The organism is Bradyrhizobium sediminis, assembly GCF_018736085.1.
Classification (GTDB): domain Bacteria; phylum Pseudomonadota; class Alphaproteobacteria; order Rhizobiales; family Xanthobacteraceae; genus Bradyrhizobium; species Bradyrhizobium sediminis.
The window spans coordinates 4,575,457-4,589,334 of sequence record NZ_CP076134.1 but is presented as its reverse complement, the minus strand read 5'-3'; the positions used below and the strand labels follow the sequence as shown (position 1 = coordinate 4,589,334).

Below are 13,878 nucleotides of genomic sequence, written 5' to 3'. Positions count from 1 at the left end.
TGGACAAGGCGTTTTCTTTCTGTCGCTTTCGCACATTCAATTCCTCATGCGGAGACAGAACCATGAAACTCTCGACATTCAGCATTGCCATCGCGGCGCTCGGCGTCTCGGTCGCCGGGGCAAACGCGATGCCACCGGTGCGCGCCGGCATCCTGCAATGCCAGGGCGGCCAGAATGTCGGCTTCGTCGTCGGCTCGGTCACGTCATTCGAATGCGTGTTCCAGAGCGAAGGCCGCCGCCCCGAACCTTATATCGCGACCGTCCGCCGCTACGGCGTCGATCTCGGCTTCACCGAGCAGACCCGGCTGGCCTGGGCGGTGAATGCGCCGACGAGCAGGCTCGGCCGCGGCGAGCTCGCCGGCAATTACGGCGGCGTCGGCGCCAATGCGTCGGTCGGCGTCGGCTTCGGCGGCAATTTCCTGGTCGGGGGTCCGCAGAATTCCTACGCGCTGCAGCCGATCAGCGTGCAGGGCCAGACCGGGTTGAACGTCGCGGCCGGCATTGCCGACATCGAGCTGCAGCCGGTCCGCTTCGGGCGCGGCGGCACCTACCGGGTTCATCGTCGCCATCACCACCATCGCCGTCACGGCTGAGGCGCCAACGAGGCAAGTGAAACAGGCCCGCGCAAGCGGGCCTGTTTTTGTTTGTAACGATTGCCGTCATTCCGGGGCAGCCCGCGGGGCTGAACCCGGAATCTCGAGATTCCGGGTCTGGTCCTTCGGACCATCCCGGAATGACAACACCCCCGCCGTTGTGTCATAGAGAATCAGGCGCCAAGGCGTGGCGCTGTCCCGATTCCCTGCTCGCATCACATCCTTTCAGCCGGAGATTTCTTCATGCGCCGCTCACTCATCCTTGCCGGTATCGCCGTTAACCTGCTGGTTGCATCCTTTGGCGCCGCCCGGGCGCAGCAGCCGATGCAGCGCGTGCAGGTCGGCGTTCTCGAATGCCGCGGCGGCGCCAGCATCGGCTTCATCGTCGGATCGGTGACCAATCTCGGCTGCGTGCTGCGCGCCGACGGCCTGCCGGAGGACCGCTATGTCGCGACCATCCGCAAGGTCGGGCTCGATCTCGGCATCACCCAGGAATCCGCGCTGGCCTGGGGCGTGTTCGCGCCGGTCGCGCGGCTCGGCCCCGGCGATCTCGCCGGCAATTACGCCGGCGCGCAGGGCAGTGCCGCGATCGGCGTCGGGGTTGGCGGCAATGTGCTGGTCGGCGGCTCCAACAACACCATCGCCCTGCAGCCGCTCAGCGTGCAGGGCCAGATCGGCCTCAGCATCGCGGCCGGGCTGGAAAGCCTGGAACTTCGGCCGGGAAGGTGAGGGGTCACCCGTCATTGCCTCGCTGCGCTCGCAATGACGGGGTTGATGGATTGGCGCCGATAGCACGTAGGATGGGTGGAGCGAAAGCGATACCCATCATGTTTTGCACGAGTGGTGATGGGTTTCGCGAAAAGCTCAACGCATCCCATGCCTCACGCCATGGAACGAGCCGTTCGAAGCGGTCTGCCCCGTCGTCCTAGTGGAAGATGCGTCCGGAATCGATGACGACGGTCTGGCCGGTCATGGTCTCGGTGCGGCACATGGCGACCACCATGTCGGCGCAGTCGTCCTTGTCGGCTGGCCTTTTCAGGAGCGAGCCCGATGCGGAGCGCTCGATCTGCTCGGCCCGGAGATTGGCTGTGGCGCGCGTGCCGTCCAGCAGACCCGGCGCCACGCAGTTGACGCGCGTCTCCGGCGCCAGCGCCACCGCCATGCAACGCGTCAGATGAATGAGCCCCGCCTTCGACACGGCATAGGCGATGGACGAGCCGGTCGGGCTGAGCCCTGCCACCGAAGCGATGTTGATGATGCGGCCGCGCCCCTGGGCCTTCATGACGGGGGCTACCGCCTTGGTCAGGCGCATCGGCCCCGTCAGGTTGATGGCCATGATCTTGTCCCATGCCTCCAGCGTCAGATTGTCGAGATCGCCGAACGGGATCGAGACGTTGTAGGCGGCGTCATTGACCAGAACATCGAGGTGGCCGAAGGCCCGGGTTACCTCGCCCACCAGCCGATCCACCGCCGCGCCGTCGGTGATGTCGCAGGCGAAAGCCCGGGCGTTGATCTGATAACGCGACGTCAGTTCGCTGGCGACGCTTTCCGCCTGGTCGCGGCTGCGAGCGTACATGACAGCCACATGGGCGCCCTCCCGCGCGAGCGCGTGGCAGATGCGCTGCCCCAGCCCGCCATTGCCGCCCGTCACCAGTGCAACCGCGCCCTTCAGGTCCATCGCTTGTCTCCTTTGATGCGAACGCGCTGTCGCGAGCCGCCGCTTCCATCCCTTAATACCTTGCCGCGCCGAGCGAAGAAAAACACTGACAATCACACGGGCGTGCAGGTGCCGGGCCGCTATGCTATTGGTTTTGTGCAGGATTCGCTCTTTCGCTGGCGCTATTATACCCACGGCGGCCCCATTTGCGCGACGATTTCACCAAACGAACCGTTACGGAGATTGCCAAGGGCGTCGGGTACCGTTGCTCGAATCCTGAATGCCGTCGACCGACCGTCGGTGCCAACGCAGCGCAGGACGGGACCATCATCATCGGCGTGGCGGCTCACATTTGCGCAGCATCCCCTGGTGGGCCTCGCTACAACGCGGCCCAAACGCTGGAGGCGCGGCGGAGCAAGGAAAACGGACTATGGCTTTGTCAGAACTGTGGGAGGCTGGTCGATGTCGACTCGAACAAGTTTACGATCGAGCAACTGACAAGATGGAAGCGCGATGCGCAAACGCGTGCGTTTCGTGAACTTGTGGCATCTGGCACTGCACTCGCGGAAGAGCCAGCCCGCGTTGAAGCGACGATTGCGGCAGATGATCGGCCCGAGGATGCCGAATTCGATGCCGTTTTCGAGAAAGTTCACGCGGCCGCCGCCGCTGATCTCGTTACCTATAGGCGTGGGCCAATGTGGTCCCGTGATGCCATCGAGCTCACCCTCAGAATAGACGGCGACAACGAAGCGCCATCCTTCAGCATCGGTAAATTGCCGCTGGCTGTCGAAGTTGCACCTGAAGTGACAATCGTGGCGCCGCCAGGAACCGGCAAGACGACTACACTTCTGCAACTGGCAGGCCACGTGCTAACTGCAAATTCGATCGTTCCTTTCTATTTCAGGCTGGGTGATTGGTCTGCAGGATCAACAAGCCTGCTCGCGAGTCTATATCAGCGCTCGGCTTTCAAGGCGATTAGCACGGACGATGTAAGCGCGCTCGCCGAGCGCGGACGGCTACTGCTCTTGCTTGACGGTTGGAACGAACTTACTCCGGACGCCCACAAGCGGTTGCGTGTCGAGATCGGGCAAGTCCGTCGTGACTGGCCCGACGTTCGCATCGTTGCCACAACGCGGCGGCAAGCGCTTGACGTGCCCATATCAGGACCGCGCGTCCATATCGAGCCACTCTCCGAAGGCCAGCAGATGGCGATTGCGGATGCGCTCTATGGCGCGGCGGGCAAGAAGATTGTTGACGATGCCTGGCGGACACCCGGCGTTCGCGCACTGATCGCCACGCCACTGTACCTTTCCGCCCTACTCGCGGGCGGTTCAAGAGGCGCAATCGCCGACACCAAGGAAGCCGTGCTCCGCTTGTTCGTCGAACAGCACGAACGGGCAGCCGACCACGTTGAAACCCTGCAATCAGCGCTTCTTGGGTGCCACGCAGAGATTTTGACCGAGTTGGCGAGCCATTTGAACGCGATTGGTTCGACCACAATGTCCGAGGCCGACGCGCGCCGGATCGTGGCAACTACGACTGCCAGACTCCGAGAGCAAGGCCAGATTGCCGGACCGCTCGAGCCAATAACAGTTTTGGAAGCGTTGACGAGCCACCATGCCTTGATGCGCTCTGGGGGCGGCGTCGCGTTCCAGCATCAGCAATTCCAAGAATGGTATGCCAGTCACAAGGTCTCCGAATTGATGCGGGTGAGCGCGAGAGGCGATACGAGCGCTCGTGTGCAGCTACGTGCCGCCATCTTCGACCAGCCTATGTGGGAAGAATCCGTCTTGTTCGCAACGGAGCGGCTTTCACGCGAAAACGGCGGAACGGAGATCGTTGCGCATGCAGTCCGGCTCGCTTTGCCAGTTGATCCCATGTTGGGCGCCGAGATGATTTATCGTGCGGCGGCTTCGGTTTGGGAATTAGTGAAAGGGGACATTGCTACTTTTGTCGAGCGTTGGCACCGGCCCGGGAAAGTGGATCGCGCTGTAAGGTTCATGATCATGACCGGCCGGCCCGAATTTGCCCCGCAGATTTGGCCCCTTGCATCTAGCAGCAACCGACAAATACTGCTTCCAACTTTGCGAATTGCGCCGCGCTTTCGTCCGCGAGTCCTTGGTCCCGATCTGCATGCGAAGGTAGCAAAGCTTCCCGAGCAGACGCGGGAGGACTTGCTCGCAATGATAGCCGGAGAGAGCGGCGTGGATGGAGTGGATCTGGCGGTAGAGTTGGCGAAGACTGATCCGAGCCCGAAGGTCCAGGCGGAAGTCGTTCAACACCTTCAGTTTCGGCGGGCCGACCGTCATGTTGCCGATCTTCTGTCGTCCGCCCACCAAGAGACTTGGGAGCTTATCGCGGCGCATGGCTACGCGGAAGATATCCAGGAGCCAGCGGTCGTGGAGAGGTTGCGCACCATTCGAGCCAAGGCTTTCGAAAAGGCAACTGGATCATATGAGCGGCTTCGCCTTCTTCTTCAGCAACCCTCCGATTACCCAGGGCGCGATGCGGCCATCGCAGCCGCAATTGCGGACCCGCAGTTTCCCATCAATGATCGGCAGGGTGGTTCGCTCTATTTTGCCCAGCAGCAGGCGCCGAACGCCGTACTGCAAGGACTACGTCAGCGCCTGGAGACAGGTCTAAAATTGCCGTACCACGCAGACGAACTCCTTTTGAATTTGGAAGTGACTGATGAAGGGCCGATTGCAAAGTCCATTCTCGATGTTAGCCGTGAGAGCCGCGATATCAATGCCGCGGCGGTTATGGCGGGTCCAAAGACAGTGGATGCGCTAATCGACAGATTTCTTGGATGCGCCCGTGCTTTGCGGGCTGCACGGAACGATCGCGCGCTCGGCGATGAATACCGTCGCATCAAGGACCGAATTCGCGGCACGCGCCCCGCCGTCTTCGCGGCTTCCATCGCGCGGAGAGAAAAGTCAGACGATCCCAGCATTATTTCATCCCTGGCGTCGCTTGTGGCAGACCACGGGACCGGCCAGGAGGATCGCAAGCGGCCGCTCGCGATTGACCCAGCGACGAAAGGCGTGTGGATCGACCTTCTGCGGCGTTGGGTCGAGACGATGATTGCAGCGCCTACCGGAAGAAGACACCAGCTTACGGAGGTGTCGAATGCCATCGGTCGCTTGGGCTTCCGGGAACTGGTACCCGAACTAAAGCAACTGCTCGATGAAGAGCTGTCACGTCTTAAGAAGGCGCGTGAAGGCCTTGTGGATGCCCGGAGGCGCGGCGATATCGACGCGACGTCAGATGCGGGCGCGCTTTACGACAACCAATACCAAGCGTCCTTTGTTCGCATCGGCGGTGATGAAGTGGCTACAGTCGCGGCGCAGTATCTCGAAGACAGGGATTTTGGTCTTGCTGCTGCGCTCATACTGAAATCTATATCGGACAAGCAATTGGATGTGCCCGAGCCGAGCTTTCATCGGCGGTGGCCATGGTTCGATGAAGTTGAGGTGGCGCGTAAGAGCCGTGCGGCGTCGCCGAGGCCCGAGCCGTTAAATGCGCTCGCAGTGCCAATTTTCGCCGCGATAGATCGGTTGGCGAAGCCACAGGCGGAAAAGGACGATCAGTTGCTCGCGATTGGGTTAGCGCGCATTGCCCTGAGTATGCCGCATGCCGATCACGATGGGCTCATCGCTCGTATCACGGACTTGCCGCAGCCATTGGGGGCAAAGCAGACTTTGCTGGCCGCCATGGTCCTTGATGGGCAGGTTATCGATGCTGATCTCGTTATGCGGGCTATCGATGATTGGCTAGCCGAGGCCAATGAGCCCAACCAGGCATGGCACAAGCGGCAGAATACCTGGGAAATCGAGCCTTGGCTGGAGTTGCTGCCGTTCACGACGCGGCCAGAGATCGTGCTTGAAGGCTTGACCAAGGTGAAGGCTTTCTACGGCCGCGGCTGGGCACAGCGATGGGAACGCGTGCTGAACGCAGTTGCCGCCGTACCCGGCGCGAAGGGGGACGCTCTATTGGTAAGTCTAGTGCGGGAACACAGAGATATTGCGGATGACCACGCGTGGATGCGGGCATTTCTGAACCGAGGCACCCTTGAATCAGTGCTGTCGTACGCGGACCTGTTCATCGAACGCGTCTTGGGGCGTGAACCTCACGGTGCCGATGCGTGGCATGTTGGTCGCCAGCTTGCAGAATATGTGCAGAAGCTTCCCGAACTGAGGCCTGAACTGAAGAAGCGGTACGAGACAGTAGGCGATGGCCCGGGTCGCAGAATGCTGGAGGACTTCTTTGGTGAAGCGGCAAGTGAGAAAGATCTCATTGCCATGGTGAAGAAATACACAGCGAATGACCAAGCCTACGATGGTCAGATGGCGTCAGCCATAGAGGCTGTTGCAGTCGACAAGGTGCCCGTTGCCGAGGACTCTAATATCTACAACCTCTATCCGGCTCCAGTGGGGAATTTGCGAAAGGCGCTCTTCGATCTGCTCAGCGGCTCACCAACGGAAGCGGCCCTCGCCAAGAAATGTCTAATCGCCATTGATAGGCTTCGGGATAAACATGGCATCGCCACAAACGATACCCGCCATCCCGATGTTATGTCTGAGCGCGCGTGGCCGCCTGAGGCCCAGGCGAGTTAGCGCTCTGTTGAGGAGACGAGTGCCTGCTACGTTCATTGCGCCTTCGCCTCCTGCGACAGATCAACCCGTCGGGCAAAATTTCGCTTTTCCCGAAACCCAAATCACCGTTACGAATCACGCCATCCTGTCCCCGAGGAAGGGGCGTTGGCCATCGTCACCGAACGTTGGGATGGGATGCGGTGGACGCGGCGGCGTCGGGCGCGCGATGGGATCGCAGGGCGGAATAAACTCCGTGAGCGGTCACAGGACGTGCAGGACGTACGATGCTGAAGCGTACGGCAAAGTCGTGTGGATCCGATGCCTCAATGGTTGGCGTCAAGTCTGCGGAAGGCAAGTCGGCCCGACCGGGCGCGGATGAGCCAGCTATCCGCAGGCGACGGAGGCAAGAAAGCCCGATACTCCGGGGTGAGCGCGATATAAGCCGTAAAGCCATTGCGCAGGGAATGTCGGATTGCTCTCCGCTGAACCTGTATGCTCGTGTGCGCTTTTTTTTGCACAATTTTGCACACGAGACCGCGGGTGCAGCGCGCATCCGGCATTCCCTGCTCCCTCATTTGAGGGGGACAACGACAGGCAAAGCTCGGGCAGATCATGCCGCGAGAAGGCGGACGTGTATCCGGTATTTGACATTGAATCGCAACTCTCACAGCGTCATTGCGAGGAGCGCTTGCGACGAAGCAATCCATCTTGCCCACCGGAACCGCTGTGAAATGGATTGCTTCGCTTCGCTCGCAATGACGGCTGACCGTTCGGTGCGCCATCGCAGGGCACGTCAAAATCCACCGCAACGACGTTTTTCTCGCTTGCCAAATTTACGGGACGGGCGGACCATCCGTTCGCCGACCCAATCAAGGGCCGAGCTCCAACCAAGGAGGCGGCAATGGGACAAGACGTCAGAAGTCCCCGCGGTCCACGGTGCATTGCGCTGGTGGGCCCTTTCCAAAGCGGTAAAACCACACTTCTCGAAGCGATACTGGCGCGCACCGGCACCATCCGGAGCGCCGGCAGCGTCGACGCCGGAACCTCGGTCGGCGACGCCAGCCCCGAGGCCCGCCGTCACAAGATGGGCACCGGCCTCACCGCCGCCACCACTGACTTCATGGGCGACAGCTACACCTTTCTCGATTGTCCCGGTTCGATCGAATTCGCGCACGACATGCGCGCCGCGATCCCGGCGGTCGATGCCGCTGTCGTGGTCTGCGAGGCGGACGAGAAGAAGCTGCCGCAGCTTCAGATCATCCTGCGCGAACTGGAAGATCTCGGCATTCCGCGCTTTCTGTTTCTCAACAAGATCGATCGCGCCAACAAGCGCATCCGCGAGACGCTCGCGACCCTGCAGCCGGCCTCAAGGATCCCGCTGGTGCTGCGGCAGATTCCGATCTGGAACGGCGACCTGATCGCCGGCTTCGTCGACCTCGCGCTGGAGCGCGCCTTCGTCTACCGCGAACACAAGGCGTCCGAAGTGGTGGCGCTGCAAGGCGGCGACCTCGACCGCGAGAAGGAAGCCCGCTTCTCGATGCTGGAAAAGCTCGCCGATCACGACGACGCGCTGATGGAGCAACTGCTCGAGGACATTACGCCGCCGCGCGATGCCATCTTCGACGATCTCGCCCGCGAATTGCGCGAAGGCCTGATCTGTCCGGTGCTGCTGGGTTCGGCGCTCCGCGAGAACGGCGTGCTGCGGCTGATGAAGGCGCTGCGCCACGAATCGCCCGGGGTCGCCGAGACCGCCAAACGGCTCGGCGCGGTTTCGGCGAAGGACGCCTTGGCCTATGTGTTCAAGACCCTGCATCTGCAGCACGGCGGCAAGCTGTCGCTGGCGCGCATTCTCGCCGGACATCTCGACGACGGCGCCACGCTGCAGTCGTCATCGGGCGAGTCCGGCCGGGTCTCCGGAATTCTTTCGGTCAACGGCGCGCACGACAGCAAGCGCGCCTCCGCCGAGGCCGGCGACACGGTGGCGCTCGGCAAGCTCGACAACATCAAGACCGGCGACACGCTGTCGAGCGGCAAGACCGCGCCGAAAGCGCTGGCCAGCGTCGAGCCGACGCCGCCGGTGCTGGCGTTGTCTTTGTCGGCCACCGACCGCAAGGACGACGTCAAGCTCGGCCAGGCATTGCTGCGGCTCAACGAGGAGGATCCCTCGCTGACCATGATTCACAATCCGCGCACCCACGACATCGTATTGTGGGGACAGGGCGAGATGCATTTGCGGGTGGCGCTGGAGCGGCTGCGCGAGCGCTTCGGCGTCAACGTCAAATCGCAACCGCCTTCGATCGGCTATCAGGAGACCATCCGCAAATCGATCACCCAGCGCGGCCGGCACAAGAAGCAGTCCGGCGGCCATGGCCAGTTCGGCGACGTGGTGCTGGAGATCAAGCCGATGCAGCGCGGCGGCGGCTTCGAGTTTCACGAAAAGGTCGTCGGCGGCGCGGTACCGCGAAATTATATCGGCGCGGTGGAAGAGGGCGTGGTCGACGGACTGCTGCGCGGGCCGCTCGGCTTTCCGGTGATCGACGTCCAGGTGACGCTGACCGACGGCTCCTACCACAGCGTCGACTCCTCCGATCTCGCCTTCCGCACCGCGGCGCGGATCGGCGTCTCCGAGGCGCTGCCGCAGTGCCAGCCGGTGCTGCTGGAGCCGATCCATGTGGTCGAGATCGTCTGTCCGACCGACGCCACCGCCAAGATCAACGCCATCCTGTCGGGACGGCGCGGGCAGATTCTCGGCTTCGACACCCGCGACGGCTGGCCGGGATGGGACCGCGTCCGCGCCATGATGCCGGAGGCTGAAATCGGCGAGCTGATCGTGGAGCTGCGGTCGGCGACCGCCGGCGCCGGCAGTTTCACGCGGGCTTTCGACCGCATGGCCGAAGTCACCGGCCGCGCCGCCGACCAGATCATCGCCGCGCACGGCGTCGCGGCGTAAAAGTTGTTTCTGGCCGCGTTCTTGACAGCAGCAAGCGGAAGATAAATTGATCGTCATGGCCGGGCAAAAGTGCGAAGCACGTCTCGCGCGAAGGCGCGCTTCGCGCTTTTGGCCGGGTATGACAAGGAGATCTGTCCGTGACCAAACCCCCCGCCGCATGCCTGATCGGATGGCCGGCGGCGCATTCGCGCTCGCCGCTGATCCATCATTACTGGCTGCGCACGCTCGGCATCGAGGGCGGCTACAGCATCGAGGCGATCCCGCCCGAGGGCTTCGCCGAATTCGTGCTGCATCTTTCGACCCACGGCTTCGTCGGCGCCAACGTCACCATTCCGCACAAGGAGCGCGCGCTGGCGCTGTCGAAGCCGGATGACCGCGCCAGTGCCGTCGGCGCGGCCAATACGCTGTGGTACGAGGGCGGCGAATTGCGCTCGACCAATACCGACATCGAGGGCTTCATCAACAATCTCGACGCCTGCGCGCCCGGATGGGACCGCGCCGAGGACGCGCTGGTGCTGGGCGCCGGCGGCGCGTCGCGCGCGGTGGTGTTCGGCCTGCTCGAGCGCGGAATCAAGAGCGTGCATCTGGCCAACCGGACCATCGAACGCGCCCGTGCGCTGGCCGGGCAATTCGGCGCTCGTGTGCATCCGGTCGCATGGGAGACCGTCAAGGAGCTGCTGCCGCGGGCCGGCCTTTTGGTGAATACGACCTCGCTCGGCATGCACGGCCAGCCGCCGCTTCAGATCGACGTCGGCCTGCTGCCTGATAACGCCGTGGTCGCCGATCTCGTCTATGTGCCGCTGGAAACGCCGTTGCTGGCGGCCGCCCGCGCGCGCGGACTGAAAGTCGCCGACGGGCTCGGCATGCTGCTGCACCAGGCGGTGCGCGGCTTTGAATTGTGGTTCGGGCAGCGGCCGAAGGTCACGCCGGAACTTCGCGAACTGGTCGAGGCCGATCTCAAAGGCGCGTGATCTGCGGACGTGAGCGGCCTTCCCTTCTCCCACAAGGGGAGAAGGGAATAAGAAAGTCGCGACGATCTTCTAAATCGCCAGCACGTGGTCGTCGATCTCGGCGATGGTGTTGACGCCGCACAGGCCCATGGTGACGCTGAGTTCGTTGCGGATGATGTCGAGCGCCTTGGCGACGCCGGGGCCGCCATAGGCGCCGAGGCCGTGGATATAGGCCCGGCCGATCATGCAGGACTTGGCGCCGAGCGCCAGCGCCCGCATCACGTCCTGGCCCGAGCGGATGCCGCCGTCGAACAGGATCTCCATCTGCGTGCCGACCGCGTCGACGACCTCAGGCAGCACCTCGATCGACGATGGCGCGCCGTCGAGCTGGCGGCCGCCATGGTTCGACACCACCAGCGCCTGCGCGCCGGTCTTGGCCGCTTCCTCGGCATCCTCGACGTCGAGAATGCCCTTCAGGATCAGCTTGCCGGGCCAGATGCTGCGGATCCACTCGACGTCCTTCCAGTTCAGCGTGGTGTCGAACTGCGTCGCGATCCAGGTCCCCAGCGCGGTGATATCGTCGGTGCCTTTCAGATGGCCGACCAGATTGCCGAAGGTGCGGCGCTTGCCGCGCAGCACGCCCGCGACCCAGGCCGGCTTGGTGGCGAAATCGACCAGCTTCGACAGCGACCATTCCGGCGGCACCGTCATGCCGTTCTTGATGTCGGCATGGCGCTGCCCGATCACCTGCAGGTCGACGGTCAGCACCAGCGCGCTGCATTTCGCCGCGATGGCGCGCTCGATCAGCGCCTTGATGAAGCCGCGGTCCTTCATGACGTAGAGCTGGAACCAGAACGGCTTGTCGACATTGGCGGCGACATCCTCGATCGAGCAGATCGACATCGTGCTCAATGTGTAGGGAATGCCGGCGGCCTGCGCGGCGCGGCAGGCGTGAATTTCGCCGTCGCCGTATTGCATGCCGGTCAGCCCGACCGGGGCGAGGATCAGCGGCAGCGCGGCGGGCTCGCCGAGGATCGTGGTCGAGAGGTCGCGCTTCGACACGTCGACCAGTATGCGCTGGCGGAACTTGATCTGCTGCAGGTCGTCGACGTTGGCGCGCAGCGTATCCTCGGAATAGGAGCCGCGATCGGCGTAATCGAAAAACGCCTTCGGCACCTTGCGCTTATGGACCTGGCGCAGATCCTCGATGCAGGTGATGTGTTTCATATGCGCTCCCGGCCCTTCTTGTATTCGTCGCTTTGACTATTCATCTAGCATGGTTGGGGCCCCTGCAAAATCACCCCACGGGAGGCTGCCAGCCAGGGAGGCCATCCATGACCGGACCACGCACCAAAGTCGCCGAGGTCGCCGACAAAATCGCCGAAGTCGCCGAGAAGCGCCAGCTGGATCGGGCGCTGGAGGAGGGGCTGGAGGAGACCTTTCCGGGTTCCGATCCGGTCAATGTCACCCAGCCACCGCCCTCGAAGGCCGACCATCACGTCAAACGCCGGGACTAGCGGCCCGCCCGCCGGGTGTGCCGGGGGCATAATACCTGCGTTAACAATGTGTTAGCCGCCGGCCGGTAGATCGGCCGCCGGTAATGATTCATCATATTTTTTGAAGCCATTTTAGCGCCGCAGGCATTATAACCCGCTACACGCTATGATAGGCGGGCGTTCCGGGCTTCTCGCAGGGTGGTTGCAGGAGCCGGGACGGAGTTGGGGGTCACATGAGCCGCAAATATTTCGGGACAGACGGGATCCGGGGCCGTGCCAACGGTCTGATCACGCCGGAGCTGGCGCTCAAGGTCGGGCAGGCGGCCGGACTGGTGTTTCAGCGCGGCGATTATCGCCATCGCGTCGTCATCGGCAAGGACACACGGCTTTCCGGCTACATGATCGAATACGCGATGGTGGCCGGCTTTACCTCGGTCGGCATGGATGTGCTGCTGCTCGGCCCGATACCGACGCCGGCGGTGGCGATGCTGACCAAGTCGATGCGCGCCGATCTCGGCGTGATGATTTCGGCTTCGCACAATCTGTTCGAGGACAACGGCATCAAGCTGTTCGGTCCGCAGGGCTTCAAACTGTCCGACGACGTCGAAAAGCAGATCGAGCAGTTGCTCGACGAATCGCTCGACAAGAAACTGGCGCAGAGCGCCAGTCTCGGCCGCGCCCGCCGCATCGACGGCGTCCATGACCGCTACATCGAATTCGCCAAGCGCACGCTGCCGCGCGATCTCAGCCTCGACGGCCTGCGGGTGGTGATCGATTGCGCCAATGGCGCGGCCTACAAGGTGGTGCCGGAAGCGCTGTGGGAACTCGGAGCCGACGTGGTTCCGATCGGGGTCGAGCCGGACGGCTTCAACATCAACAAGGAATGCGGTTCCACCTCGCCGGAAGCGCTGAGCCGCAAGGTGCGCGAGATGCGCGCCGATATCGGCGTCGCGCTCGATGGCGACGCCGACCGGGTCATCCTGGTCGACGAGCGCGGCCATCTGGTCGATGGCGACCAGCTGCTCGCGGTGATCGCGCAAAGCTGGAAGGAAGACGGCCGGCTTGCCAAGCCCGGCGTCGTCGCCACCGTGATGTCGAATCTCGGGCTGGAGCGTTTCCTCGAAGGCCAGGGCATCGAGCTGATCCGCACACCGGTCGGCGACCGCTACGTGCTCGAACAGATGCTGGGCCGCGGCTACAATGTCGGCGGCGAGCCGTCCGGTCACATCATCCTGTCGGACTACGCTACCACCGGCGACGGCTTTGTCGCAGCACTTCAGGTGCTCGCGGTGGTGCAAAAGCTCCGCCGCCCGGTATCGGAGGTCTGCCACCGCTTCGACCCGCTGCCGCAGATCCTGAAGAACGTCCGCTATCGCAGCGGCAAGCCGCTCGACGACGCCGAGGTCAAATCGGCGATCGTGGACGGCGAAAAACGGCTCAACGGCCATGGTCGGCTGCTGGTCCGCTCCTCCGGCACCGAGCCCGTGATCCGGGTAATGGGCGAGGGCGACGACCGCATCCTGGTCGAGGAAGTGGTCGATCACATCGTCACCGCACTCGGTCAGGCCGCGGCCGCCTGAGCGCGCGATCGCATCGCAGCCATTATCTATCGGCGCTGGTCGGTGCGGCACCGCCGT

General features: G+C 63.1%; 9 protein-coding genes. 7 read left to right on the top strand and 2 right to left on the bottom strand.

Annotated features, from left to right (window positions below):
- Positions 1 to 62 precede the first annotated feature (62 nt).
- Both KMZ29_RS22025 and KMZ29_RS22020 read left to right on the top strand, forming a co-directional pair.
- Entirely contained in the window at positions 63 to 593 is a 531-nt protein-coding gene (locus KMZ29_RS22025; RefSeq protein WP_215621180.1) for a DUF992 domain-containing protein, read from the top strand.
- A gap of 243 nt (positions 594 to 836) precedes the next feature.
- Positions 837 to 1,322: a DUF992 domain-containing protein gene (locus tag KMZ29_RS22020; RefSeq protein ID WP_215621179.1), complete on the top strand. Its 486-nt coding sequence runs from the start codon at positions 837 to 839 to the stop codon at positions 1,320 to 1,322.
- A 196-nt stretch (positions 1,323 to 1,518) separates the two neighbouring features.
- Here KMZ29_RS22020 and KMZ29_RS22015 read toward each other — a convergent pair whose 3' ends face one another.
- Positions 1,519 to 2,271, bottom strand: coding sequence for an SDR family NAD(P)-dependent oxidoreductase (locus tag KMZ29_RS22015; RefSeq protein WP_215621178.1), 753 nt, complete (start codon positions 2,269 to 2,271; stop codon positions 1,519 to 1,521).
- Positions 2,272 to 2,456: 185 nt separating this feature from the next.
- On the opposite strand from KMZ29_RS22015, the gene KMZ29_RS22010 reads away from it, so the two are divergent.
- The 3 genes from KMZ29_RS22010 to KMZ29_RS22000 all read left to right on the top strand — a co-directional run bounded on the left by KMZ29_RS22010 (position 2,457) and on the right by KMZ29_RS22000 (position 10,766).
- Positions 2,457 to 6,866 carry an NACHT domain-containing protein gene (locus KMZ29_RS22010; RefSeq protein WP_215621177.1) on the top strand — a complete coding sequence of 1,470 codons (4,410 nt, stop codon included), beginning with the start codon at positions 2,457 to 2,459 and terminating at the stop codon, positions 6,864 to 6,866.
- An 880-nt stretch (positions 6,867 to 7,746) separates the two neighbouring features.
- On the top strand, positions 7,747 to 9,795 hold the full coding sequence (locus KMZ29_RS22005) for an elongation factor G (protein WP_215621176.1): 2,049 nt from the start codon (positions 7,747 to 7,749) through the stop codon (positions 9,793 to 9,795).
- A 137-nt stretch (positions 9,796 to 9,932) separates the two neighbouring features.
- Entirely contained in the window at positions 9,933 to 10,766 is an 834-nt protein-coding gene (locus KMZ29_RS22000) for a shikimate dehydrogenase (protein WP_215621175.1), read from the top strand.
- Positions 10,767 to 10,835: 69 nt separating this feature from the next.
- On the opposite strand, the gene KMZ29_RS21995 is transcribed toward KMZ29_RS22000, so the two are convergent.
- A complete protein-coding gene (locus KMZ29_RS21995; protein WP_215621174.1) occupies positions 10,836 to 11,972 on the bottom strand; it encodes an alpha-hydroxy acid oxidase in 1,137 nt (378 codons plus the stop codon).
- Between the two features lie 107 nt (positions 11,973 to 12,079).
- Between KMZ29_RS21995 and KMZ29_RS21990 the strand changes: the two genes are divergently transcribed.
- Positions 12,080 to 12,262: a hypothetical protein gene (locus KMZ29_RS21990; protein ID WP_215621173.1), complete on the top strand. Its 183-nt coding sequence runs from the start codon at positions 12,080 to 12,082 to the stop codon at positions 12,260 to 12,262.
- A gap of 212 nt (positions 12,263 to 12,474) precedes the next feature.
- Positions 12,475 to 13,821, top strand: a complete 1,347-nt coding sequence (gene glmM, locus KMZ29_RS21985; RefSeq protein ID WP_215621172.1) for a phosphoglucosamine mutase — start codon at positions 12,475 to 12,477, stop codon at positions 13,819 to 13,821.
- Positions 13,822 to 13,878 lie beyond the last annotated feature (57 nt).

Coding starts and splice junctions, on each gene's coding strand:
- KMZ29_RS22025 (WP_215621180.1), top strand. CDS start 63: ATGAAACTCTCGACATTCAGCATTGCCATCGCGGCGCTCGGCGTCTCG.
- KMZ29_RS21995 (WP_215621174.1), bottom strand. CDS start 11,972: ATGAAACACATCACCTGCATCGAGGATCTGCGCCAGGTCCATAAGCGC.
- KMZ29_RS22015 (WP_215621178.1), bottom strand. CDS start 2,271: ATGGACCTGAAGGGCGCGGTTGCACTGGTGACGGGCGGCAATGGCGGG.
- KMZ29_RS22020 (WP_215621179.1), top strand. CDS start 837: ATGCGCCGCTCACTCATCCTTGCCGGTATCGCCGTTAACCTGCTGGTT.
- glmM (WP_215621172.1), top strand. CDS start 12,475: ATGAGCCGCAAATATTTCGGGACAGACGGGATCCGGGGCCGTGCCAAC.
- KMZ29_RS22005 (WP_215621176.1), top strand. CDS start 7,747: ATGGGACAAGACGTCAGAAGTCCCCGCGGTCCACGGTGCATTGCGCTG.
- KMZ29_RS21990 (WP_215621173.1), top strand. CDS start 12,080: ATGACCGGACCACGCACCAAAGTCGCCGAGGTCGCCGACAAAATCGCC.